Origin of the sequence: Pseudoalteromonas luteoviolacea H33-S, assembly GCF_001625695.1 — a bacterium.
In the GTDB taxonomy this organism is placed as follows: domain Bacteria; phylum Pseudomonadota; class Gammaproteobacteria; order Enterobacterales; family Alteromonadaceae; genus Pseudoalteromonas; species Pseudoalteromonas luteoviolacea_B.
The window spans coordinates 1-25,365 of sequence record NZ_AUXY01000052.1; the positions used below are offsets into that span (position 1 = coordinate 1).

Here is a 25,365-nt window from a genome sequence, read left to right on the forward strand (position 1 = left end):
CAGAACGTGAAGAAGCAGAACGCCTATCCAAAGAGCAAGTAGAACGTGAAGAAGCAGCGCGTTTAGCCAATGAACAGGACGAGCGTGAAGAAGCTGAGCGACTAGCTAAAGAACAGGCCGAGCGTGAAGAAGCTGAACGCCTAGCTAAAGAACAGACAGAACGTGAAGAAGCTGAGCGTTTAGCCAATGAACAGGCCGAGCGTGAAGAAGCTGAGCGACTAGCTAAAGAACAGGCCGAGCGTGAAGAAGCTGAGCGACTAGCAAAAGAGCAAGCAGAGCGTGAAGAAGCTGAACGCCTAGCAAAAGAGCAAGCAGAGCGTGAAGAAGCTGAGCGTCTAGCAAAAGAACAGACAGAACGTGAAGAAGCAGAACGTTTAGCCAATGAACAGGCCGAGCGTGAAGAAGTTAAGCGTTTAGCGAAAGAACAGGCAGAGCGTGAAGAAGCTGAACGCCTAGCTAAAGAGCAAGCAGAGCGTGAAGAAGCTGAGCGACTAGCTAAAGAACAGGCAGAGCGTGAAGAAGCTGAGCGTCTAGCCAAAGAACAGGCAGAACGTGAAGAAGCAGAGCGTCTAGCCAAAGAACAGGCAGAGCGTGAAGAAGCAGAGCGTCTAGCCAAAGAACAGGCAGAGCGTGAAGAAGCAGAGCGCCTAGCTAAAGAGCAAGCAGCACGTGAAGAAGCAGAGCGCCTAGCCAAAGAACAGGCCGAGCGTGAAGAAGCAGAGCGCCTAGCCATAGAACAGGCAGAGCGTGAAGAAGCAGAACGTCTAGCCAAAGAGCAAGCCGAAGCCGAAAAACCAAAGAAAAAGGGCTTTTTTGCACGCTTAAAGCAAGGGCTTCTTAAAACGAAAGAAAACATCGGCTCAGGTTTTGCGTCTATTTTCCGTGGAAAGAAAATTGACGACGACTTATTTGAAGAGCTTGAGACTCAGTTATTGACCGCTGATCTAGGTGTTGAAACCACCATGAAGCTGATTGATAACCTGACAGATGCCGCTGACCGTAAGCAGCTAAAAGATGGTGACGCACTGTATGAATTGATGAAAAGCGAAATGGCTGAGATTTTAAAAGATGCCGAGCAGCCGCTTGAGATCAATACAGGCAAAAGGCCATATGTGATCCTAATGGTTGGTGTTAATGGTGTAGGTAAAACGACCACAATCGGTAAAATGGCGAAACAGTTCCAGTCACAAGGTAAATCTGTGATGCTTGCGGCGGGTGATACTTTCCGAGCAGCAGCTGTTGAGCAGTTGCAAGTATGGGGCGAGCGAAATGAGATCCCTGTTGTTGCGCAGCACACTGGTGCTGACAGTGCGTCAGTGGTATTTGATGCATTTCAGGCTGCGCAAGCACGTAATGTAGACGTATTGATCGCTGATACGGCGGGCCGCTTGCAAAACAAAGATAACTTAATGCAAGAGCTTGAAAAAATTGCACGAGTAATGAAAAAGCTTGACCCAGATGCACCACATGAAGTGATGTTGACGATTGATGCGGGTACGGGTCAAAATGCCATTAGTCAGGTTAAACTATTTGACCAAGCAGTTGGTTTAACTGGTATCACGTTAACTAAATTAGATGGTACTGCAAAAGGTGGTGTCATCTTCGCCGTTGCTGATCAATTTAAAATTCCAATTCGCTATATCGGTGTTGGTGAAGGTATCGATGACTTGAGAACGTTCAAGAGTGATGATTTTATCGAGGCGCTATTTAGCCAAGATGATGAACAGAAAAGTTAACAGCAAAAAAGCGCCCGATTAATCGAGGCGCTTTTTCTCTATAAGGACAGCACATACGCATTTTGTAGGTCGTATATGATTAAATTCGAACAAGTAAGCAAAACTTACCCCGGAGGTCACAGAGCGCTCGAGAAAGTGAGCTTTGAGCTTGGCAAAGGTGAGCTCGCATTTTTAACGGGTCATAGTGGCGCAGGTAAAAGCACCTTGTTAAAGCTGATCAGTTTAATGGAGCGTCCGTCAGCAGGTAGGGTATCTATCAACGATGTTGACCTAAATAGTATCTCGAATCGACAAGTGCCTTTTGTTCGTCGAGACATTGGCATTATTTTCCAAAACCACCGGTTACTTGAGCGTTATAACGTATTTGACAATGTTGCTTTACCCCTCGTTATTGAAGGAACACACCGTAAACACATCACAAAGCGCGTGCATGCTGCGCTAGATAAAGTCGGTTTACTGGATAAAATAAAGTGTCAGCCGAGCACATTATCTGGTGGTGAGCAGCAACGCGTCGGTATTGCCAGAGCAATTGTTAATTCCCCCCCTTTGCTATTGGCTGATGAACCAACTGGTAACTTAGACCCTGAATTATCAATGGAAATTTTAACCTTGTTTGAGGATTTTAATCGTCATGGTACATCGGTTTTGATTGCGACCCATGATTTAGGGCTGATCGCGCGTATGAAATATCGTAGCTTAACCTTGGATCATGGTCGAATGCTTCAAGACCCATTGGCTTTAGACCCTTTAAAAGGTGACTTTCTAGGAGATCCGCTATGAGTTTACTATTTAAAGGTCGAGGTAATCAGGTTAATAGTCAGGACAAGTCGCTCTTTTTAAAACTGTACTTCTTTGTTTTGACGATTTTTCGCCATGGCGTTCATAGTTTAGGTGAAATGTGGCGCACACCAATGGCCTCCCTCATGACAATATTGGTACTCGGTTTGAGCTTGACCTTACCAACTACATTATATGTGGTTGTTAAGAACGTCCAAAAAGTCAGTAGTGGCTTTCAAGAAGCGGCGGAGATCTCTTTATTTGTTAAAGAAGGGATCAGTGAACAAGAAACGCAAACTTTAGTAAAACGCTTGGCACTCTACCCTGAAGTTGACTCAGTGAGCTTTATTTCTCAATCTCAAGCGTTAGAAGAGTTCAAGCAAATTTCGGGGTTTGGCCAAGCGCTAGATTACTTAGAAGAAAACCCGCTTCCAAGTGTGGTCTTGGTAACACCCACTAAACGCCATCGCGGTGCTGAAAGCGCACAAGTCTTGCTTGAGAAGTTAGAGAGTGAGCGTGAAGTGGAGTTTGGTAAGCTTGATATTGAGTGGTTAGAGCGGCTAAATGCTCTACTAGGGCTTTTGAAAGAGAGTGTTTTTACTGTTGGTTTGCTGCTTCTGAGCGCAGTGGTATTGATTATTGGCAATACCATTCGTTTGTCCATTATGGATAAAAAAGAAGAAATCCAAGTTTTGAAACTCGTTGGCGCGACGAATACATTTATTCATACTCCGTTCTTATGGACTGGGATTTGGTATGGCATTGTTGGTGGGTTCGTGGCCTTTATCTGTGTTGTTTTGATGTTGTGGTGGCTAGAATCTGCTGTGTCACTGGTGGTGGGCGTTTATCAGAGTAGTTTTGTATTAGAGGGGCTAAACGTATCAGAACTATTCTCCTTACTCTTATTGGCCATTGCCCTTGGCTTTGTTGGCTCTTACCTGTCGGTGCAAAAGTACATTCGTGAAATTGAACCTGAAAAGGTTTAAATCCATTTTTAGCAGACTGTATTACTTGCAGTCTGCTACTCAATTCTTTTAATGACAAACTCTGTTACATTTTACAGTTTGAAAAATTCTTTAAAATCAATATCTTGGTTGTTCATTTATTGTTAATAATAAAAAGCTTGATTTTTAGTCTTAAAAAGTAGTAGATTGCAGTTAGCACTCTAAGGGTTAGAGTGCTAAAATACACAAAAGAATTTATCACTGAGGTGAAAAATGAGTAAAGACACATATGCAATGGCGTTAACAGTTGGACAGCAAAGTGCGAGTATCGAAGGGTATTTGCAGGCTGTGAGCACGATTCCTATGCTTGACGCTGAAAAGGAACACAAGCTTGCTACACGTCTTCATGAAAATGGCGACCTAGATGCCGCAAAACAGCTCATTATGTCTCACCTCAGATTTGTAGCACATATTGCTAAAAGTTACTCAGGATACGGTTTACCGCAGGCGGATCTTATCCAAGAAGGCAATATTGGCCTAATGAAGGCTGTGAAGCGTTTTAACCCAACTGTCGGTGTGAGACTGGTGTCATTCGCAGTGCATTGGATTAAAGCTGAAATTCATGAATACGTACTTAAAAACTGGCGCATCGTCAAAGTTGCGACAACAAAAGCACAACGCAAACTGTTTTTTAACCTGCGTAAGAATAAAAAGCGTCTTGGTTGGTTTAATCAAGAAGAGGTGAGCACTGTAGCTTCTGAGCTAGGTGTCAGTGAAAAAGAAGTCCGTGAGATGGAGTCGCGTATGAGCGGCCAAGATATGGGCTTCGATTTAGGGTCTGATGAAGATGAAGGGACGCAAAGCAGCAACTTTTCACCAGTTCAGTATCTCGCTGATTCAAACAGTGACATTGCTGAAGTAATTGAAGAAGAGCAGTATCAGCAGCAGGCACAGAATCGTTTGTTGGCGGCAATGAAGACACTAGATGAGCGTTCTCAAGATATTGTTGCAGCGAGATGGTTAGCTGAAGACAAGGCTACACTGCAAGATTTAGCTGATAAATACAGCGTATCCGCAGAGCGAGTGCGCCAACTTGAGAAGTCAGCCATGAAGAAGCTGCAAGCAGCGATGAGCTAAGCGTTAACGCATTCAAGTTTTTTAAATACCGCTCCAATTATGGGGCGGTATTTTTTTGTGTCATAAAAAATTGAGCTTACAAGTGTACGCTTATTTGATTATAATGCATCGATCAAGTTTTAGGAGCGCTGAGTTTGTTAGCTTTATTACGAATTTTGGCCATGGCCATATTTATTATCTTTAGTTGTATCTTTGGATTGGCACTGTGTATTGTAAGACCATTCCATCGCAACAATGTGCACGTTATCGCCTCTTGGTTTGGCTCAATGGCCAAGGTAATCGGCGTTGAGTTAGTGATAGAAAGAGCACCAGAAGTGGCTGACGTTGGCCCTGCACTGTACGTTGCTAACCACCAGAATAACTATGACTTATTTACCTTGCCAGCTGTAGTACCACAAAACACGGTGAGTATGGGTAAAAAAAGTCTTAAATGGATCCCATTTTTTGGCCAGCTTTATTGGCTATCAGGTAATATCTTAATTGACAGAGCAAATCGCTCTAAAGCGGTGGGTACTTTGGATAAAGCCGTGGAGAAGATCAAGCAAAAAGGCTTATCACTGTGGATGTTTCCTGAAGGGACGCGCAGCTATGGACGTGGCCTTTTGCCATTTAAAACAGGTGCTTTCCACGCAGCTAAAAATGCCCAAGTGCCAATTATCCCAGTCTGCATGAGTTCAACGAAAGATAAAATTAAACTAAATCGCTGGAATAACGGCAAAGTTTATATTTCGATGTTGGCACCGATTAAGTTATCAGATGATTGCTCGGCAAGAGAGCATGCGGTGCGCATTCATGCTAAGATGGCCGACAAAATCGCACAATTAGATAAAGGTGAGAAAAGCTGATGGAAAATTGGCAAGAGATCAGTGAAGACATTGTTGAGTCGCTTCTTGAAGATGGCTCTAATCCAGAAAAGCTTTATGAAGTTGAGCATCATTTTGTATGTGAGAACTTTGATAAGCTGGAAGAAGCCGCGCTAGCTGCATTTAAACTCGGTTATGATGTAGAAGAGCCTGCAGAGTTAGAGCTGGAAGATGGCGGAAAAATTTGGGGCTTTGATATTGTTGTTGAGGCTGAGCTAAATGCGGAAGTCATTATGGAAGATGTCACAAAGCTAGTGGCAATTGCACAGCAAACTGGCGTTGAGTACGACGGTTGGGGTACTTACTTCCAAGACTAATTCACTCAGTTTGTGAGCCCGCAGAAAGAAATGGACTTCTCTCTACCCTTATTTTCTAATCCTTTATTCTTGTATTTTGATCTTATAGTAGACAATTTTGTCGTAACTATGCATATTATTGCGTTTGATTAAAAAAGCTTCTCCTAGGAACCATGCACGCAACAATTCCCATTAGTGAACTTGTACCAGGTATGTTTGTGGACAGTGTTCATAAATTAAAATCTGATGCAGATATTAAATTAAAGTCACGAGGGATGGTGCGTAATTCGGCGATTATTACTCAGCTAGAGGCTGACGGTGTACTTGAGCTCAATATAGACATCAAGCAAAGCCAGGTGCCTGTGCCTGAGCGTTATATCAAGGCCGACGCTGCGAATACGCCTTTAAAGCCATCACAGGCAAGGGATGAGATAAAAGCTGATACTGTATCGGATATTGAAGAAGATGCAGAGCCTCAAGCGCTTTTCACCAGCTCGGGTGGTAATGCTCTGCCCACTGCTGAACTGTTTTCAGCAGCGTTAAATCAATTTGAAATGCAAAATAAGCGTTTGCAGCTGATCTATGGCAATATTTTGGGCGGAGAAGCGCTGCAAATGCATTTAGTGAATGACGTTAGCAAAGAGATTGTCTCCTCTGTAACGCAAAATAGTAACGTCATGGCTATTCTCACCCGCCTTAAAGACAAGCGCGGATTTAGTTGGCGGCATATGATCAACTGTACTATTTTGATGACCATTTTTGCCAAGTACCTTGGCTTGAAACCTCATGTGGTAGAGCAAATGGCCATGGCTGCCATGCTGCACGATATTGGTAGGAGCAAGGTCCCACAGAGTATTCAAGAAAAAACAACGCCACTGAATGACAATGAAACACGTCACATGCAAAGACATGTTGCATACTCGGTTGCTATGGTTAAAGAAGAAAAAGGAATAACGCCTTTGATGATAGACATGATTGTTAATCATCATGAGCGCCTTGATGGCAGTGGCTTTCCTCGAGGTCTTACAGAAGACAAGCTCAGTAAAGCTGCGCGTGTTATGGCCATTGTTGATACCTATGCAACGCTAACATCGGATCAGCCTGGCATGAAAGCCATAGAGCCTGTGCATGCGCTGCGCTTTTTATTATCTAATAAAGACCAGTTTGATGCGGTATTGGTGCAAAAGTTTATCAAGTGTATTGGGATACATCCCGTTGGTACATTAGTAAAGCTGACCAATGATCGCTTGGGACTCGTGATGGCGGGTAACGAGGGCTCACCGACCTCTCCAATTGTGCGTGTTTTTTATAATGTGAAACACATGCATCAAATCACACTGAAAGATGTGGATCTGAGCGCGACAAACGACATTAAAATTGTGTCGAATGTTAGGCCGATTGATTATCAGATTAATTTATCCCGTCTGTTGCAAGAGAACTTGCTTGTTTAGCCTGCTTACAGCGCTTTAGTTTTTGTACTTTGGCTGACAGTAGTGCGCCTGCAAGACAGCTCGACATCAATACAATCCAAAGTAAGGTGCCTCTTTCGCTATGCAATGCAAAGCAGCAGCAAGCGAGAGCAAACAAGGCTGCAATAATTGCACCTAGCCAATAGTGATTGACTGGATTGTCACATTGTCCTGCACGCTGGCAGGCACAGTAATTTGCTTTACAAAGGCAGTACACGCTGACGCCTGAAAACAGCAGCGCTGCCATAATCAATAACACCATCATGATTATTCTCCTCACTTGAATGGCAATGAGTATATGTGAAACTCTCACTTGGTTCAATGATATTGAGAATTAGTCTCATTTATAATTGTGTGCCAAATGTTTAATTTCTGGTCTGACTTGTCACTAAAAGTAATTAAAAGTTGTTATTTTACGCAATTAGTGAGTTAAAAGTGTCAAAGTTGAAGATTTTTAATTCAAATTTCTGTAGTGTGTCGAGCCATTAATTTTATTGCAGTTAGAAATTAAGAGGCAAGAATGAACAGAATTATGGTTGCACTGATAGGTGCCGGTGCAATGATCACATCAACGCACAGTTTAGCCGCTGCATTTCAGTTAGCTGAGCAAAATGTATCAGGTTTAGGCAGAGCATACGCGGGTGAGGCTAGTGTCGCAGACGACGCATCAGTAGTTTCTCGCAACCCTGCATTGATGAATAAATTAGATGATACGCAAATAAGTATTTCCGCGATGTATGTTAAACCGGATGTGAGTTTACAGGGTACAAGCACGAATAATGGTGTGCCAGCATCTGCATTGGATAACAGCAGCATTGCGCCAAGTGCGGTTGTACCAAGCGCGTTTATCACGAATAATATCAATGACAAGTGGTCTGTTGGCGGTGGCATGTACTCTCAATTTGGCTTGGCAACAGAATTTGAAGATGACTATGTTGCTGGCCAAATTGCAGGTGAAACTGAAATTGTGACTATCAATACTGGTATTGCAGCGTCTTATCAAGTCAATGCGCAGTGGAGCATTGCAATGGGACTAAACCATGTCTACGCTGACGCGAAAATCCTTAGAAACCTAGGTGTAAATACATTTGGCGTACCCAATGAAACCGAGGTTGTGAATTTGGAAGGTGACGATACTGGCTTTGGCTGGAACGTTGGCGCTGTGTTTAATATTGACGAAGACAATCGCTTTGGTTTTCACTACCGCAGTGAAACAGACATTACATTTAAAGGCACTTTCAGTAACCAGCTACCAGCAGTTGCGCCTTTCAATGGTACTGGTGGACAGGCTTTACCTGGTAGCGTTGCAATCACATTACCTGCAATTGCTGAAGTATCTGGCTCTCACAAGTTAAACAAACAAACTGCGCTACATTACAGTATTCTATGGACTGGCTGGAATAGCTTCCAAACGCTAGCGGCCAGTGTTGAAAATGTTGGCACTGTGTTCACGAAGGACGAAAACTTCAGTAACTCGTTACGTTACTCAATTGGCGCTGATCACCAGTGGAGCGAAGCGCTTAAGTTACGTGCAGGCTTTGCGTATGATGAGTCACCAGCGGATGAAAATCATATGTCTATCTCTATCCCTGATACAGACCGAATTTGGTACTCATTTGGTGCAGAATATCAGTTAACGGCGAATTCAAGCTTAGATGTTGGTGTGAGTATCATTCGAGGTAAAACGCAGCGCTTTATTGAAAAAGATAATTTTGGTAGCGAGTGGGGCTTTAAGTCAAAAGGCCATGCGTCAGTATTTGGTTTGCAATATAACCATACACTTTAACGTTCTACCCAATGTAAGAAATAGGGCTGCAGTGATGCAGCCCTTTTTTTATAGCTTGTCTTTTAGCTGATATAGCAAAGCATGCGCTTGCTTTGGTGTCAGCTCATCTGGGTCAATAGACTCTAACAGCTGCTCTACTTCAGAAGGTTCAGTATTGAGTACTAAACTCTGTTGTTGAGGCACTGTTGTTGGCTGAACACCATCCACGACACTTTGGTGTTGCTCAAGCAGTGTGAGTTTTTGTTTGGCTAACTTGATAACGGCTTTTGGCACACCAGCAAGGCCTGCTACTTGTAAACCAAAGCTTTTACTTGCCGCGCCTTCGAGTACGGTATGTTTGAATGCTATCGTGTCATTATGCTCAACCGCATCGAGATGCACATTAACAAGACCTGATTGCTGCTCAGCTAGCTCAGTAAGCTCAAAGTAATGCGTTGCAAATAATGTCTTGGCAGAGATTTTATTTGCAAGGTAGTCAGCTGTGGCATATGCCAGTGATAGGCCATCGTATGTACTGGTGCCTCGCCCAATCTCATCCATTAATACCAAAGACTGCTCGGTTGCGTTGTTGAGTATGGTAGCGGTTTCAGTCATTTCAACCATGAAGGTTGAACGCCCTGAGGCAAGATCGTCACTGGCACCAATACGAGTAAAGATCCTATCAATTTGGCCAATGTGCGCATGGCTTGCAGGTACAAAGCTACCAATATGTGCCATTAATACAATCAGTGCGGTTTGGCGCATATAGGTTGATTTACCACCCATATTTGGACCTGTGATCAGCAACATTTTTCTGTCATTACTCAGGTGCACTGGGTTTGCAATAAAGGGCTCACTGCTGACTTGTTCAACCACAGGGTGGCGACCAGCTTGAATATTGATTTCATCGCTTGAGGTGAGTTCTGGTTTACAGTAATCCAGTGTCTGTGCGCGCTCAGCTAATGTATTCAATACATCTAAGTCTGCCAATGCCGCAGCCATTGTTTGTAGTTGCTCTAGATAAGGAGCAATTAATTCAAATAATTGCTCATATAGCTGTTTCTCAAGTGCCAGTGCCTTAGATTGACTGCCTAGGACTTTGTCCTCGTGCTCTTTTAGCTCAGGTATAATGTAGCGTTCATTATTTTTTAGGGTTTGGCGTCTAATATACTCAGGTGGTGCAAGGTGCGCGTTGCCTTTACTGATCTCAATATAAAAACCATGTACCTTGTTGTAACCGATTTTTAAGGTACTGATACCAGTACGCTCGCGCTCACGTTCCTCAAGCTGTTCTAAGACGTCGGTTGCCCCTTCACTGAGTGCACGCCATTCATCTAATTCCGCATTGTAGCCTGTGGCAATTACGCCACCGTCTCTTATCAATACTGGTGGGTTATCAATGATTGCGCGCTCGAGTAAATCTTGTAAATGAGGTAGCTCTGGAGATTGCGCTTTGATCTGTTGGATGCGCGCATCATCACTCTCGTTTAACAATTGGTGCAGTGGTGGTAGCGCTTGCAATGCACTGCGAAGGCGCGTTAAATCACGTGGTCTTGCGTTGCACAGCGCAAGCCTAGCGACGACACGCTCAATATCACCAATTTGACGCAGGGCATCATACAGTTCAATACCTAAATGCATATCGAGTATACTTGAGATGGCGTTTAGACGGGCATTCAGTTCAACTCGGTCACGGACTGGTGTATGGATCCGGCGCTTAAGTAAGCGTGACCCCATAGGCGTCGCTGTTTTATCGAGTACCTGTGCCAGAGTGTTATCGATAGAGCCTGATAAATTGACTGTGAGTTCAAGGTTTTTGCGCGTTGCTGCATCTAAAATCACAGCGTGTTCATTTTTTTCTAAGGTAATGGCTCTGATATGCGGCAGTGCAGTGCGTTGGGTATCTTTGACATATTGCATGACACAGCCTGCTGCAATTAATCCCGCAGAGGCCGCTTCGACACCAAACCCGATCAAGTCTTTGGTGCCAAATTGTTGGCAAAGTAGGTGTTTGGCGGTGTCTAAGTCAAACTCCCAATCTGGACGACGGCGACAGCCTTTGACTTGCTCAAGTACAATTAAATTTTGAAATGACTCGGGGTAAAGTAATTCAGCCGGCTGCAAGCGTTGTAACGTTGACATCAGCGCTTCGTCAGTAGCCAGCTCTACAACATTAAAGCGCCCAGAGTTGATATCTAAATAGGCAACGCCATATTTGTTTTTATCTTGCCACACTGCAGCAAGCAAGTTGTCTTGACGCTCTTGTAGTAGGGCTTCATCAGTGACGGTACCCGGTGTGACAATACGCACAACCTTACGCTCAACAGGGCCTTTACTGGTTGCTGGGTCGCCAACTTGCTCGCAGATCGCAACTGACTCACCCATTTGCACCAACCTTGCCAAGTAGTTCTCTACGGCATGATAGGGTACACCCGCCATTGGAATGGGGTTACCACCTGCTTTGCCGCGATGTGTTTGCGAAATATCGAGTAGTTGTGCAGCACGAATGGCATCATCGAAAAATAATTCGTAAAAATCACCCATACGGTAGAATAGCAGGATCTCTTGATGTTGGGCTTTGATCCTAAGATACTGCTGCATCATAGGTGTTTGTTGCTTTATAGTATGTTCAGAATAAAGATCTAATGACATGCTTCTACCTAAGGTTTTTTGTATGGAAATACACACTAAAATCGCCGCACTAGCGGCACAATTGGGCGCTATTCTAACGAATAAAAGCTTCGTGATCACTACCGCTGAGTCTTGTACTGGTGGTGGAATTAGTTATGCGCTCACAGATACGCCGGGAAGCTCTGCCTATATCGATCGTTGCTTTGTCACATATAGCAATGAGGCGAAGCATGAATTACTGGGCGTATCAGAGCAAACGCTTGCTCAATATGGCGCAGTCAGTGAGCAGACAGTCATTGAGATGGCCGCAGGAGCAAGAACTGCGGGTAAAGCAGATATTGCGATATCGGTATCTGGCATTGCAGGGCCAAGTGGCGGCAGTAAAGAAAAACCTGTGGGTACTGTATGGTTTGCAATAGATATACAGGGGAATACACAGACGTTTATGCAAGTGTTTCCCGGAGGGAGAGCAGAAGTTAGATTGCAAGCTATTGAATTTATTTTGGAAAAAATAATTTCTTTAATAAAACAGTAAAAGCTCTTGATACTGTAATTCTATACAGTATACTTGTTCGCATTACGCTAGATTGGAGAAACAGATGAACGATAACAAACAAAAAGCATTAGATGCTGCATTGTCGCAAATTGAGCGTCAATTTGGTAAAGGATCAATCATGAAGCTGGGTGATAGCCAAGCTTTAGACATAGAGTCAGTATCAACTGGTTCATTGGGACTGGATATTGCTTTGGGTATCGGTGGTCTGCCAACTGGTCGTATTGTTGAAATTTATGGACCTGAATCATCAGGTAAAACAACATTGACGTTACAAACGATTGCGCAAGCACAAAAAATGGGTAAAACCTGTGCATTCGTAGATGCAGAGCACGCACTTGACCCTGTATATGCTGAAAAGCTAGGTGTTAATGTTGATGACTTACTGGTTTCTCAACCTGACACTGGTGAGCAGGCGTTAGAGATCTGTGACATGCTTGTACGTTCGGGTGCTGTAGACGTTGTTGTTGTTGACTCGGTAGCTGCTTTGACACCTAAAGCAGAAATCGAAGGTGACATGGGTGACTCTCACGTTGGTCTTCAGGCGCGTTTGATGTCGCAAGCACTACGTAAATTAACTGGTAACATCAAGCGTTCAAACACGTTGTGTATCTTCATCAACCAAATTCGTATGAAGATTGGTGTGATGTTTGGTAATCCTGAAACAACCACGGGTGGTAACGCACTTAAGTTCTATTCGTCAGTCCGTTTAGATATCCGTCGTATCGGCTCTGTGAAAGAGGGTGACGAGGTTGTTGGTAACGAAACACGCGTTAAAGTTGTTAAAAACAAGGTTGCGCCTCCATTTAAGCAAGCGGAATTCATCATCATGTATGGTGAAGGTTCGTCTAAGCAGGGTGAACTAATCGACTTAGGTGTTAAGCACAAGCTAGTAGACAAAGCGGGTGCTTGGTTCAGCTACAATGGCAATAAGATTGGCCAAGGTAAAGCTAACTCAATCAAGTTCTTGAAAGAAAACGTGGCAATTGCTAATGAGATTGAAGGCAAGTTACGTGAAATGTTATTACTTCAAGCAACTATTAAAGATGAGGAAGGCGAAGATAAAGGCCTTGCAGAGGTAGAAGACAAGCTATAGCTCTTCATATCTAGCGAATAATCTAGAGTAAAAAGCCGCTTAATAGCGGCTTTTTTGATTTTGTAACTTATAGTCAGCTCAAATTTTATTTAGGCTTTTTATACCGCGCCATCAAAATCAAATTGACGCCAAGACTCATAAACGAATACTGATACCGCGTTAGATAAGTTCATGCTGCGGCTATCTGGTTTCATTGGAATTCTGAGCCTTTGCTCTTCAGGTAGAGAAAAAATAATTTCTTCGGGCAGACCACGGGTTTCTGGTCCAAACAACAATGTATCACCTGCTTGGTATTTTGGTGCATGGTGATAAGCTTTGCCTTTGGTTGTGCATGCAAATACACGTTTAGGCTTGCGCTGTTCTAAATACGCTTCGTAAGACGGGTAACGCTTAACTTCACTGAATTCATGGTAATCCAGTCCTGCACGCCTTACACGTTTGTCATCCCAGTCAAATCCCAGTGGCTCAATCAAGTGCAATGAATAGCCTGTGTTGGCACATAAACGAATAATGTTGCCTGTATTTGGTGGGATCTCAGGTTGATATAAAACGATGTCTAACATGATTAACCTCTAACTCAATTTGAGCGCAGTATAGCTTATTGGACGTTGTGCAACTAGACAATATGAATAGGTTCTCGGGCCGTGATAAGTTTTTTAATTAATTCTTGTCTTGTAGAACAGTCTATTTAAATATTGATTATGTCAGTGAGGTAGGTAAATTGCTGATACAGAAATAGGGTAGCTACCTGTTTTTTTGACATAAAGTTTCTACCAATTGGCTGAACTGTCGTATGATGAGAAGGTGGTCACCTGCGTTATTAAGGGGGAAGTGTGGCGCGAGATTATGACGCATTAGTACGTTTTTCAAGTATTTTCACCATCATAATGGCTGGTGTGATGATCGCCGCAAAGGCTTGGGCATGGCTCTCATCGGGCAGTGCCGCAATGTTGGGCTCATTAACTGACTCCATGTTGGATGTGACCGCGTCACTGATGAGCTTTTTTGTCTTGAGTTATGCACTTCGCCCCGCAGATGATGATCATAGGTTTGGTCATGGAAAAGCGGAAGCGCTCGCAGGTCTTGGTCAAGCTGCATTTATCTCTGGTTCAGCCTGTTTACTCGCTTTTCATGGTATTGAGCGTTTGTTTAACCCCGTTGAAATCAATCAGAGTTTACTGGGCGTCTGGGTAAGCATATTTGCCATTATTTGCACCTTGCTCGTAGTGGCAGTGCAACACCAAGTTGTAAAGCGTACCCAATCTTTAGCAATAAAAGCAGACTCGATGCATTACAAAGGCGATATCTTGCTTAATATTGCTGTACTTATCGCGATGATGTTGAGCCATTATAGTATTGGTTGGGCTGATCCGGTGTTTGCCATCGGGGTTGCTTTATATTTACTGTACAATTGCTGGGGTATTGCCCGAGAAAGTGCTGATCACTTAATGGATAAGGAGCTTCCAGAGGAAGAAAAAGCTGAAATAGTGGCGATTGCGACCTCTCACGCAGCCGTGTATGGCGTGCACAACTTAAGAACACGCCAAGGGGGAAAAGTTAAGTTTGTGCAACTTCACCTAGAGCTTGATGACGATATGCCCCTGATGGAGGCACATCAAATTGCGGATGAAGTGGTGGCACGGATCCAAGCAAATAACGAAGGAGAGGTCGATGTCCTTGTGCATCAAGATCCTGTTTCTTTGAGTGTTACTGAGTCTGCAAATTCATAGCATTGCGTCAGTACAGCACGCCTAATTGTGTCTTCTTCACAGAGCAGTTCATGTTTGCCAGGATAGCTTTCTATCTTACAAAGCGTTTGCTGCGATGCATATGCAAAGTGCGCTTGGCTATTGACGATACTGTCATGCTCAGCGCTAGCGATACCTATTGGCAGTGAAATAGGCTGCCTTTTTTTACTGGTTTCAGAAAGGGCCGCATTTAACCAGCCAAAACTCACGCCGCCAAGTTGTAATTCATTATGTTGTTCATAGAGTGCTCTGAATGCTTGATATCGTTCATCACACCCGGTGAGTTCATTATCTTCAAATGATTTTGGCTGATAAGATTGCTGGCCTATGGCAAAGTCTTTTGCTTTACCAAGTATGCAAGCGGTTTTTGCCACCAACTTAGCAAACCAAACAGGGTAGGGGGCTGTATTTATCTCAAACATCGGTGCGCTGAAAAATGCCCCTTTTGCGCCTGTACTAGGTGTGTTTTCGAGATAATGACGCACGATAGCGCCGCCCATTGAGTGGGCTAAAAAAAGCCAACTATCAGTGTGGGGCGTAACTTGCTCTGCGATAATGAGGCTAAGTACGTCGCTGTATTGTTTAAAATTTTGAATATGGCCAACTTGTCTATTGGCTAATAGGCGTTCAGAATAGCCTTGTCCGGGATGATCAAAGGTGACAACACCAATATTATTCCGGGCCAATTCCCAAAGTAGTTCCCTATATTTATAAGCGCTTTCTATTCGACCGTTTACCAATACAAGCGTGTACTTTGCTTGTGCAGGAATGTGACGAAAATAAAAAACTTTACCAACTTGAGTGTGGATATACCCTTTAATACCAACTTGCCAGTGCTGTTCGATGGCACATTGATTATCTGAAAGCGAAGAACTTTGACTATAAAACATTAAAGCTGCTGCAATGGGATCGTCAGGGTCACACAAAGACCTTGCCGATTATTAAATTCTATGTGGCCATGATGCACTTTTATCGCATGTTGCGCAATTGCCAAACCCAGACCAAAGCCGCCAGCTTTGTTGTTATCTGGGGTTCTTGATTGAGATGCGCGATAAAATGGAATGCAAAGCTTATCGAGCATCTCATCACTGACACCTGGACCATCATCGGAGACAGTGAGTACCAGACCTTGTTCTGCTATGTGGCTTGTGAGCGTGACTTGATTTTTAGCGTATTTGAGTGCATTGCGGATTATGTTTTCAATTGCTCTGCTGAGCAGGATCTCATCCCCTTCAATAATCGCATCTGGTAATTCATTAGTACTGATTGTCTTCTCTAGCTGTTGGCTTTCAAAATCCGCGTCATTAATAACTGGCGTAAGTAAGTCGATTACTGATATGGGGTATGGTTCGAAGTGATTGATCCCAGATTCCAGCTTAGAGAGCTGTAAAATATCGCTGAGCATATGCTCGAGCAGTTGGGACTCTTTTTCGATCCTTTGCAAATAGCTATCCAAGTCGCCACTGGCTTTACTGGCAGCAATGCCCGTTGCCATTTGTAGCCGTGTTAGTGGAGAGCGCAATTCATGAGAAATATCAGCAAGCAGACGTTTTTGACTTAGCACTTGAGACTCAAGTTGAGACGCCATCGAATCAAAGTCCTTGCCCAGCTGGCCTAATTCGTCTTGACGTTTATTATCGACATTTGCACGTGTACTAAGGGCACCATTGGCAAGTTTGGCTGCGGCTGTTTGTAGCTGCTTAATCGGTTTAAGAAGCCCGCGAGCAAACCAGTAGCTCAGCAACATGCTGGCAAATAATATAATTGAGAGTTTGAGCCATTGTGGCATGAGTCTGACCTTGAGAAATAAGTCGTCTTCACGGTTATCGATAATCATAAATAATTGGAATTCATCACCGCGAATAAGCGTTTTCAAAGGGCCATAGGCTCGGAATTTCTCGGTATTAATGGCTTTGGGTTCACCGTCAATGGCGAAGTTGAGTAGGGCTAAGTCGTAGGCATAGAGCTCTTCTGCACTGACTAAACTTTTCTCGGATTCTACATGCTTGAGATACACTTTTGCACGTTTGTTATGTCGTCGATTTGAGATGACCTGTGCAATCGATTTCTCTGGCATGCGTTCAACATGACGCTCCAATGAACGTTGTAAATGAAATAAATTTTTCAACATTGGCGGTGAAATGTCTTTACTGGCCAACATATCAGGTTGTAAAAAGCTAATGCTTATCAGTAAAGATAAGGTGCAAAGTATGGTTAGCCAAAACCAAAAAAAGACTTTTACTGCTAAAAATTTTCTCATATTAAGCTGTAAGGAATATGTATCCTGAGCCTCTTAATGTTTTAATAAAAGTATGCTCACTGCATTGAGCCAGTTTTTTTCGCACATTACTGACATGCATGTCGACGGAGCGGTCATAGGCAACCAAAGGGCGGCCTAAGACGCTTTGGCAAAGAGTTTGTTTACTCACAATTTCACCGGCTGACTTCATCAGTTGATAGAGCACTTCATACTCGGTGCCCGTTAATGGGATGACTTGATTGTTTAGGCTGGCACTTCTCGACGCTATATCCAGTGCAAGGCCATGATACTCAAGTTGCAAAGGAGAGCTGTGCTGAGTTAAATGGGCAACTCTACGAGTAATGGCCTTGATCCTTGCAAGTAATTCACGGTGATTGAATGGTTTTGGAATATAGTCATCTGCGCCCAGCTCTAGACCAAATATTCTATCAAAATCATCGCCCTTGGCTGTGAGCATGATCACAGGGGTCATTTTTTTAAGTCGGAGAGATTTTAACACGTCAAAGCCATCCTTTTTAGGCATCATCACATCAAGCAAGATAACCCCGAATTCGTGATTTAAAGCTGAGTCTAAACCTTGTTCACCATCGTGTTTACATTCGACTTTAAACTGTTCAGCTTCTAGGTATTCTGTCAGCAACTCGCACAGTGACTGGTCATCGTCGATGATAAGAATTGACGTGCTCATAACGGCTTCTTTTTCAATTATCTAATGAAATCATTTTACTTAACTATAAGAGGCTTCGAATTGAATTTACACTTCTTTACGCTAAAAGATACGGATCAGGCAACCGATTCAAATTTTAGATTGATTTCACCATTTCAATAATATTTGCACATTGTTAGGGAAAATAGGAGTTCTGAGATGCCCTGTTATCGCTTTTGACATAACTTTACGTTAGCTTGACGTTGCTTTGCTTTGAGCTTGCTAAAGTTCACCATGACATGAATACGAGGCGCGCTCAGTTAAAAGGAGTAAGAGCGAACGTTCGCATTAACATAATCAACCGGAGATAGCTTGATGAATAAATTAGCCAGCCTACTACTAGCAAGTTGCATCAGTGTTGGAGTGATCCCACACACCACGTTAGCCAGTGAACCAACAAGTCATGAGCAAAAAGCAAAGCGTCATCAAATGAAACCGTTTGCGCATTTAGAAAAACGGTTACTATCGGACAAGGCGATCCGTCATCTTGAACTGACCCAAACTCAGCAGGATAAGCTGAAAGCTGTATTTGCAACTTACAAAGCACAGCTTGAAGATTTAAAAGAGGCTTATCCGAGCAAGCCTCGCCAAGCGTTTAAATCAATCATAGAAGCCGATACCTTTGATAAAACGCAAGCACAGCTGCTATTAGAAGAGCATTCACCGAAGAAGCAAGCATTTATGTTGACTATGCTTGAAGCACGACATGCAATTCACCATATTCTGACAGATGAACAGCGCAGTAAAATCGCCAAAAGAAAGCGTAAGTACATGGCAAATATGCAACATAAGCGCGATAATTAAATATGATGGGCTGAGCAGAGTTGTTCAGCCCATTTCAATTACTTTAGAAACAGCAGAAGCTGATTGCCTGCTGCAATAGTATTGTTCTCACCCTCGAAGATATTGTCGGCATTTTTAGTAATGACCGCGCCGTCTAACCACTCATAAACTTCTTTATTGAAGGTCACAAGCACGTCAATGGGAAATTCATGACTCTCTTCTAAGATCATAAGTATATTGGCAACTTCATCGATGATGAGGGCCCCATCATTGAACTCGACACAGAAATACAGGTTGTTGGCAACCTCTTTAAAGCCATTGGCAATATTTTCAAGACGTTCTTTACTCTGTCCCTGAGACTGTAATAGACCTAACTCTACATCTACCTCTTGTATCGATTCAATCAGTGCAGATACATCTTCATCATCAATGGGGTTTTCCCGCCAGAACTCTTCTGCGCTGAGCTCACCTTTATCGACTTTATTTCCTAAAGCCCCCATTTCATCAGGTGAAAAATCAAAAAAAGCATCTTCAAATAAATCGGCGTTTTCATCGTTTCTCAGACCTCCCGCATAGATTTTTTGGTTGTCTTTTAATGAGTCTAATACCTCTTTATTAGCGTGTGCTTTATCTTTTTTGGTGGTTGAGAGGTAAAAGTCTTTAAAGTTCTCATTACTTTTTTTAACTTGCTTGGCAAGTCGGTGAAAGTTACTGAGATCTTTTTGCATCGACATGTAATGAGTCACTTCACCTTGCTCATTTTTGATTTCAGATATATTCCACTCGACAGGGTACATGCTGCCATCTTTGCGATAGTTAATTGATGCACCATAAAAAAAACCATGCTCTTTTAAAGCGGGGGTAAGCTTTTCTATGATGCGTTTATTACTCTTTGGCCCTTGTAGTATGCGAGGAGACATACCAACCAGCTCTGCCAATTCATATCCAGTGTGGCGACAAAAAACGGGGTTTGCATAGATGATCCGATAGCCTGCGCTGGCATCAGCATCCGTAATAACAATCGCATGGTGTGAGTGCATAAGTACTTGCTTCAACAACTCGAGTGGCGAGCATTCATTCAGCATTTGACTGAAAAATAGCATCTCTTCCATGTCTTTTGCTTGGTTGGGCATGAGTGGGCCTATTATGTGGCGTCTGTTTAGAGCTTAAGTATTGTCTTTTATGGAGGAAATGCCAAAAAATATAAAGGCAGTGTTTGGCTTACCCTTGTCATTAGAAGGGTAAGCGCAACTTTTCTATTTGTACTTAAATTTCACAGGAGCGTAACTCTCAAGTAGCTCGACAAGCTCCGCTTTTGTTGATGCCTCTTTTAGATAGACATCGATAAATTGCAGACTGATTGAGTTGACGATCTCGGTCACAAGGTAAGGATCTATACTACCCAAAAAAGGTAGATTGCGATCAAATGGAAACACATAAGGGTAATCTGAAAAATCCCAATGTAATGCTCCGTTAATTTGCAGCATATAAGTATCGGCAACTTGTTGATTGAACACCACGCTATAATCTCCGTTGAGAGGTAGCTCTGAGTGCATCATCAAATAAGGCTTGAGCGATGGCATATTAGGAGACAAATTAAAATGTAAGCCATCAAAGTTGATTGCGCCTTTGCATTGGTAAACTTGTTGGCAAAATGCTGCAACAGTCGGCCCACCAAATGAAAGACCAACGGCGGCCAAGCGAGTCAGATCTAACTGTCCTTTAAAGGTTTTTAAGTGCAGATCGATATAATGCATTCCCCAGTACTGGCCATATTGAAGTCGCGTGAGTTGATCAAGCGCAAAATGCATGTCTGCCACCCACATATCGAGCGCTTTGCGATCGCCTTCAGTCCAGCTCATTAATTGGTAAACTCGGGCGACCTGCTCATCATTGAGCTCAATGCCAGCAAGGGCGTCTAATTCAGCAACCAATTCATCAAAGCTCACATCTGCTAATTCACTGATATAGAAGTCATTGGCTCGCGCGTCACTGTCATAGGTCGCATGCTGGTTATGACTCTGAGTGACAAACTGAGCATGGTGAGGGTGGCCGACACTGACAGCGATATAGCCTTTTTTGGCAAGCTCTATCATTAGGATCTCTTTATCTTCAACGGTTGATTGATAGCCATGTGAGTACATCACTATGGGAAAGGGGGCTGAGCTTTCGGCCAGAGGCGCATTTTTAGTTAGTTCAAAAGGGAGCGTTTTTAAGTATTGATGTAATTGTGTGTGGTGTTCTGACGGTGTGGCTGTCGAATAGGGGTATTGCTCGGTGTGAAAGTGTAAGTAGCTGGGTAAATCCGTATTGGGACTGGTTGTGGGGTACCAAATTTTTATTAAAATATCTCGGTAGTCCGAGTGTTCTGGGGTGAGCTTTTCCGTTCGACTATAATCGGTGGCAGTGAAATAGGTGATCCCCACTGAGTATTCATTTGCGCTGATATGGGTACTTAAGAGTGCGAAAAACAATATGTTGATCACATTGGCTAATTGCTTTTTAAACATCATCATTGTCCTTATCATGTTGTATTGAGATTTATCTTGATAAGAATTAAAAGTGAAATGCAAGGGACAAAATAGGGTCTCGTAGTGTGTTTTATATAAGGTGATGTTTTTACATAGACTTGATGAACATGAAAGTTTATCAACAGCAAATTATTTAGAGTGCACAAGAAGAAATGTGTAAAAGTAAGTAGCTTAAAGTTGCCTGCAAACTAAGGTAATTAATGCAGGCGAAAGAGATATATTGCTTGCATGGCATTACCTCTTTCACAGGCGTCAGTATGCGTAGGGTGCTTACTGTAAAGAAGGATCGTGTTAAGAGCTTTGGTGCCCTCTTATCTTGGTAATTAATTCGCTTAAATCGATAGAGCAAAATGCGCATATTGCGAAAAACTGATTTAATTTAGGTTGGCCTACATCACGCTCCCAATTTTCGTAAGTTTTTCGGCATACACCTAAATGCTTGGCCATGATTGCGGTTGTGACCCCTTTTTTCTTTCGCAATGCTCTTAGGTCATCACCAGTGATATATCTTGCAAAAAAATCTACCATTTCCTCTTCCTTTTAACATCTAGTCCGTTATGTATTTTCATTACTCAAAGACGCTTTATTGCATGCGAGGCTCGCGCTTTATTACAGCTTTGCCAGGCAACACCTAAAAACTATTTGCTTGGCAATTTTAAAGGGTGCCATTAATTACCCAACATGAATAAATACAATCAAGCAAAAATAAAAAGTTGCGTAGAAAGTGCGCTACTTACCTATTATTTAGATTGTAATTTTTTACAAATTTTTATCACATTGCCCCTGTGTTGTCTATTGTTCATTCAGTAATATGAAATGTTTCATAGGGTGTATCTATGCACTAAAAACCGTATGTATATGGGCTGAATTTTACCCATACTTATTTTTTTATTGTGCAATAAAAAAACGTATCTACTTATTAAAATACGTCATTTATATTGCTGATTAGCTTGTATCGCTATGATTGTAATTGCATTTTCAATGATTATTTTAATTTTTAGTAAGTTTTTTTCGAAACTTTTATATTTTAAATGGGAGGGCATTTTGACTTGAGAATATTTACTGAGATGACATTTTTAAGCTGATTAACAGCATATTATTGTTGCCAATATCGAATTAATTTAGTCTATTTTAAGTGAAAAGGGCTGTGAGAATGATGAAAATGTAGTGACTACTTATGCAGCCACTACATTAATATATTTACTGATCAATCCATGCTTTTGCAGTAGTAAGGATCCCGTCGCTGTCTAGGCCCATTTCACTGTGCATTTGCGCTTGCGTACCATGTTTTATGAATTCATCTGGTATGCCTAAGTGCTTAACAGGGCGTGCGATATTTTGTTGTGCAAAATATTCGCTAACTGCACTGCCAGCGCCGCCAGCAATGGCATTGTCTTCCAATGTAATAAAGTGAGTGTGTGTTTTGGCAAGAGCAGCAAGCAAAGAGTTATCTAGCGGCTTCACAAAACGCATATCGACAAGTGTTGCATCTAACTGCTCTGCGACGCTGCGAGCATTATCTAGCAATGTACCAAAGTTTAATATCGCGAGTTTTTGTCCTTCACGAATGGTGTTGGCTTTGCCGATAGGTAACTGCGTCATCTCTGGTGTAGGTTCGACACTACCTGCCGAGCCTCTAGGGTATCTAACTGCAGCAGGCTGATTGAGCGTGTGTCCAGTGTAAAGCATTTGTCTACACTCGTTGAGGTCGCTTGGTGCCATAATCACTAAATTAGGAATACATCGCATGAAGCTCAGATCGTATGCCCCTTGGTGTGTTTCTCCATCAGCCCCGACAATACCAGCTCTATCTATCGCAAATAGTACGGGGAGGTTTTGGATTGCCACATCGTGAATTAACTGATCATATGCACGCTGTAAGAAGCTAGAGTAGATAGCAACAACAGGGTTTAAGCCTTCACAGGCAAAACCAGCACCTAAAGTGACAGCGTGTTGCTCTGCGATAGCAACATCAAAATATTGACTTGGGTGCTCTTTAGAAAAACGCACCATACCAGAGCCTTCTCGCATGGCTGGTGTAATAGCCATTAGCTTGGGGTCTTGCTCCGCCATGTCACATAACCAATCACCAAATACTTTGGAGAACGTTGGCGCGCTTGGTTTGCTTTTTGGTAGTTGGTGAATGCTAGGGTCAAACTTTGGTACACCATGATAGCCAATCGGATCGGCTTCAGCAGGTTGATACCCTTTTCCTTTTTGCGTTTTCACATGCAGTAATTGTGGGCCTTTTAAGTTGCGCATATTGCGCAGTGTATCGACCAACATACCGACATCATGACCGTCAATAGGGCCAATATAGTTAAAGCCTAGCTCTTCGAAAAACGTGCCTGGTATCACCATACCTTTTAAATGTTCTTCAACTTTACTGGCGAGCTCTTTCACTGGTGGTACGCCTGAAAGCAGTTTTTTACCACCTTCGCGGATATTGGTATAAAAGCTACCTGAAAGAATACGAGCAAAATGATTATTGAGTGCGCCAACATTTTCCGAAATAGACATTTCGTTGTCGTTTAAAATTACCAACATGTCTGATTTGACATCGCCGGCATGGTTCATCGCTTCGAAAGCCATACCTGCTGTCATCGCACCATCGCCGATCACCGCAACCGTTTTACGGTTTTTGCCTTCCTTCTCTGCGGCAATTGCCATTGCCAATGCGGCTGAGATAGATGTACTCGAGTGACCGACACTGAACGTATCATATTCACTTTCTTCTCTAAACGGGAAAGGGTGCAAACCATCTTTTTGACGAATAGTATGCATCTGCTCTTTTCGGCCAGTTAATATTTTATGTGGGTAAGCTTGATGACCAACATCCCAAACCAGTCTATCTACTGGGGTATTGTAAACATAATGAAGGGCGACAGTTAGTTCAACGGTACCTAATCCAGACGCCAAGTGACCACTGCTTTGAGAGACAGAGTCTAATAAATAATTTCTTAACTCAGCACTAAATTCGTTCAGCTTGTGCTGAGGCAATTGCCTAAGCTGTTGTGGCTGATCGACCAATGCCAATAACGGATACTTGCTACTATCAAGAGTCATATTATTCGTAATATCCTTAGCAAACCTTGCCCAATTATATACAAAGCTTGCCGATAGTTTTATAAATTTAAAGGGAACTTGTCATTAAATAGTCATGTGTTCTTTGCGATAATCAATGATCCCGAGCGATAATATATTTGGCAAGCTCAGCTAATAAGCGAGTGTCTGCATCTATATTATCTAGTGCTTCAAGCGCTTGGGTAATAAGCGTTTGTGCTTTATCTTTAGCACCAGTCATACCAAGCAGAGCCGGATAAGTTGATTTATTATGTTCTAAATCAGAGCCCTGAGGTTTGCCCAGTGTGCTTGTATCGCTCTCAATATCTAGAATATCGTCCTGAACTTGAAATGCTAGTCCAATAGCTAAGCCAAAATCCTTTAATTGACTACGTGTTAAATCTGAAATGTTAGTCGCACAGAGTGCGCCTAATTCTATGGCGCAATTAAGTAAAGCACCTGTTTTTAATCTGTGTATGTCTTCTAGCGCTTCAATACTGATTTGCTTGTCTGTTGCAGCAATATCAAGGGCTTGCCCACCCACCATACCTTGCAGACCAGAAGCACGAGAAAGTGCTTTAATCATCGCAATTTGTTGTGGGGCAGGGACCTGAAACTGATGTGATGAAAGGAATTCAAAGGCTAATGTCTGCAAAGAATCGCCAGCTAAAATGGCTTGCGCTTCGTCAAATGCAATATGGCAGGTAGGCTTACCGCGTCTAAGATCGTCATCATCCATAGCCGGTAAGTCGTCATGCACGAGGGAATAACTGTGAATACACTCAACAGCCGCAGCTGCAATATGAAGATCTTCTATATTCGCACCTAGCATTTCACCCGTCGCATAGACTAAAAATGGGCGCAGACGTTTACCACCATTGCTTATAGAATACAGCGCAGCGGCTTTTGCAGTGGGGTCAGTGTCCAAATCTTGTGCAAAGTATGCAGTTATTGTTTTTTCAACATCTTTTTTTGCGATGTTTAATCTTTCATGTAGTTCCACGCAA

The 25,365-nt window shown here is 42.8% G+C and carries 23 protein-coding genes; 12 read left to right on the forward strand and 11 right to left on the reverse strand.

The window, feature by feature from the left end; genetic code table 11:
* From ftsY to N477_RS04535, 7 genes are all read left to right on the forward strand, one after another.
* Positions 1-1,736: signal recognition particle-docking protein FtsY (gene ftsY, locus N477_RS25570; RefSeq protein WP_081228538.1), on the forward strand; the 1,736-nt coding region annotated here is incomplete at its 5' end.
* A 75-nt stretch (positions 1,737-1,811) separates the two neighbouring features.
* On the forward strand, positions 1,812-2,516 hold the full coding sequence (gene ftsE / locus N477_RS04510) for a cell division ATP-binding protein FtsE (protein WP_063363159.1): 705 nt from the start codon (positions 1,812-1,814) through the stop codon (positions 2,514-2,516).
* Positions 2,513-3,499 (forward strand): permease-like cell division protein FtsX, encoded by a 987-nt coding sequence (gene ftsX / locus N477_RS04515; RefSeq protein ID WP_063363160.1) that lies wholly within the window; start codon positions 2,513-2,515, stop codon positions 3,497-3,499. Before ftsE ends, ftsX begins: the two co-directional genes overlap by 4 nt.
* A gap of 231 nt (positions 3,500-3,730) precedes the next feature.
* Complete coding sequence (gene rpoH / locus N477_RS04520; RefSeq protein ID WP_039608340.1) at positions 3,731-4,594, forward strand: RNA polymerase sigma factor RpoH; 864 nt, start codon at positions 3,731-3,733, stop codon at positions 4,592-4,594.
* Between the two features lie 134 nt (positions 4,595-4,728).
* On the forward strand, positions 4,729-5,439 hold the full coding sequence (locus N477_RS04525; protein WP_063363161.1) for a 1-acylglycerol-3-phosphate O-acyltransferase: 711 nt from the start codon (positions 4,729-4,731) through the stop codon (positions 5,437-5,439).
* The gene (gene rraB / locus N477_RS04530; RefSeq protein WP_063363162.1) at positions 5,439-5,774 is read left to right on the forward strand and encodes a ribonuclease E inhibitor RraB; all 336 of its coding nucleotides are present in this window, start codon (positions 5,439-5,441) and stop codon (positions 5,772-5,774) included. Before N477_RS04525 ends, rraB begins: the two co-directional genes overlap by 1 nt.
* 152 nt (positions 5,775-5,926) lie before the next feature.
* Entirely contained in the window at positions 5,927-7,204 is a 1,278-nt protein-coding gene (locus N477_RS04535; protein WP_063363163.1) for an HD-GYP domain-containing protein, read from the forward strand.
* On the opposite strand, the gene N477_RS04540 is transcribed toward N477_RS04535, so the two are convergent.
* Complete coding sequence (locus N477_RS04540; RefSeq protein WP_063363164.1) at positions 7,164-7,487, reverse strand: hypothetical protein; 324 nt, start codon at positions 7,485-7,487, stop codon at positions 7,164-7,166. The two genes, N477_RS04535 and N477_RS04540, sit on opposite strands and share 41 nt — an antisense overlap.
* A 255-nt stretch (positions 7,488-7,742) precedes the next feature.
* Between N477_RS04540 and N477_RS04545 the strand changes: the two genes are divergently transcribed.
* Complete coding sequence (locus N477_RS04545) at positions 7,743-9,008, forward strand: outer membrane protein transport protein (protein ID WP_063363165.1); 1,266 nt, start codon at positions 7,743-7,745, stop codon at positions 9,006-9,008.
* Between the two features lie 48 nt (positions 9,009-9,056).
* Here the strand turns inward: N477_RS04545 and mutS are convergent, their stop codons facing one another.
* Positions 9,057-11,639 (reverse strand): DNA mismatch repair protein MutS, encoded by a 2,583-nt coding sequence (gene mutS / locus N477_RS04550; RefSeq protein WP_063363166.1) that lies wholly within the window; start codon positions 11,637-11,639, stop codon positions 9,057-9,059.
* A 22-nt stretch (positions 11,640-11,661) separates the two neighbouring features.
* Here mutS and N477_RS04555 point away from each other — a divergent pair, with 22 nt between their 5' ends.
* Positions 11,662-12,153, forward strand: coding sequence for a CinA family protein (locus N477_RS04555; protein WP_063363167.1), 492 nt, complete (start codon positions 11,662-11,664; stop codon positions 12,151-12,153).
* 64 nt (positions 12,154-12,217) lie between these two features.
* The gene (gene recA, locus N477_RS04560; protein WP_063363168.1) at positions 12,218-13,267 is read left to right on the forward strand and encodes a recombinase RecA; all 1,050 of its coding nucleotides are present in this window, start codon (positions 12,218-12,220) and stop codon (positions 13,265-13,267) included.
* 98 nt (positions 13,268-13,365) lie between these two features.
* Here the strand turns inward: recA and trmL are convergent, their stop codons facing one another.
* Entirely contained in the window at positions 13,366-13,830 is a 465-nt protein-coding gene (gene trmL / locus N477_RS04565; RefSeq protein WP_023398897.1) for a tRNA (uridine(34)/cytosine(34)/5-carboxymethylaminomethyluridine(34)-2'-O)-methyltransferase TrmL, read from the reverse strand.
* Positions 13,831-14,139: 309 nt separating this feature from the next.
* On the opposite strand from trmL, the gene N477_RS04570 reads away from it, so the two are divergent.
* Positions 14,140-14,997: a cation diffusion facilitator family transporter gene (locus N477_RS04570; protein WP_419555232.1), complete on the forward strand. Its 858-nt coding sequence runs from the start codon at positions 14,140-14,142 to the stop codon at positions 14,995-14,997.
* Here N477_RS04570 and N477_RS04575 read toward each other — a convergent pair.
* The 3 genes from N477_RS04575 to N477_RS04585 are packed head-to-tail and all read right to left on the reverse strand — an operon-like array spanning position 14,952 to position 17,963.
* Positions 14,952-15,905, reverse strand: a complete 954-nt coding sequence (locus N477_RS04575) for an alpha/beta fold hydrolase (RefSeq protein ID WP_063363169.1) — start codon at positions 15,903-15,905, stop codon at positions 14,952-14,954. The two genes, N477_RS04570 and N477_RS04575, sit on opposite strands and share 46 nt — an antisense overlap.
* The gene (locus N477_RS04580; protein WP_063363170.1) at positions 15,905-17,275 is read right to left on the reverse strand and encodes an ATP-binding protein; all 1,371 of its coding nucleotides are present in this window, start codon (positions 17,273-17,275) and stop codon (positions 15,905-15,907) included. The genes N477_RS04575 and N477_RS04580 overlap by 1 nt, the downstream gene beginning before the upstream one ends.
* Position 17,276: 1 nt before the next feature.
* Positions 17,277-17,963, reverse strand: a complete 687-nt coding sequence (locus N477_RS04585; protein WP_063363171.1) for a response regulator — start codon at positions 17,961-17,963, stop codon at positions 17,277-17,279.
* 333 nt (positions 17,964-18,296) lie between these two features.
* On the opposite strand from N477_RS04585, the gene N477_RS04590 reads away from it, so the two are divergent.
* Positions 18,297-18,785: a Spy/CpxP family protein refolding chaperone gene (locus tag N477_RS04590; protein WP_063363172.1), complete on the forward strand. Its 489-nt coding sequence runs from the start codon at positions 18,297-18,299 to the stop codon at positions 18,783-18,785.
* A gap of 38 nt (positions 18,786-18,823) precedes the next feature.
* On the opposite strand, the gene N477_RS04595 is transcribed toward N477_RS04590, so the two are convergent.
* From N477_RS04595 to ispA, 5 genes are all read right to left on the reverse strand, one after another.
* On the reverse strand, positions 18,824-19,897 hold the full coding sequence (locus N477_RS04595) for a PAS domain-containing protein (protein ID WP_063363173.1): 1,074 nt from the start codon (positions 19,895-19,897) through the stop codon (positions 18,824-18,826).
* A gap of 123 nt (positions 19,898-20,020) precedes the next feature.
* Positions 20,021-21,280: a hypothetical protein gene (locus N477_RS04600; RefSeq protein ID WP_196760578.1), complete on the reverse strand. Its 1,260-nt coding sequence runs from the start codon at positions 21,278-21,280 to the stop codon at positions 20,021-20,023.
* Between the two features lie 306 nt (positions 21,281-21,586).
* Entirely contained in the window at positions 21,587-21,823 is a 237-nt protein-coding gene (locus N477_RS04605; RefSeq protein WP_039608355.1) for a helix-turn-helix transcriptional regulator, read from the reverse strand.
* Between the two features lie 672 nt (positions 21,824-22,495).
* Entirely contained in the window at positions 22,496-24,361 is a 1,866-nt protein-coding gene (dxs, locus tag N477_RS04610) for a 1-deoxy-D-xylulose-5-phosphate synthase (RefSeq protein WP_063363175.1), read from the reverse strand.
* A gap of 112 nt (positions 24,362-24,473) precedes the next feature.
* On the reverse strand, positions 24,474-25,361 hold the full coding sequence (gene ispA / locus N477_RS04615; RefSeq protein WP_063363176.1) for a (2E,6E)-farnesyl diphosphate synthase: 888 nt from the start codon (positions 25,359-25,361) through the stop codon (positions 24,474-24,476).
* Between the last annotated feature and the right edge of the window lie 4 nt (positions 25,362-25,365).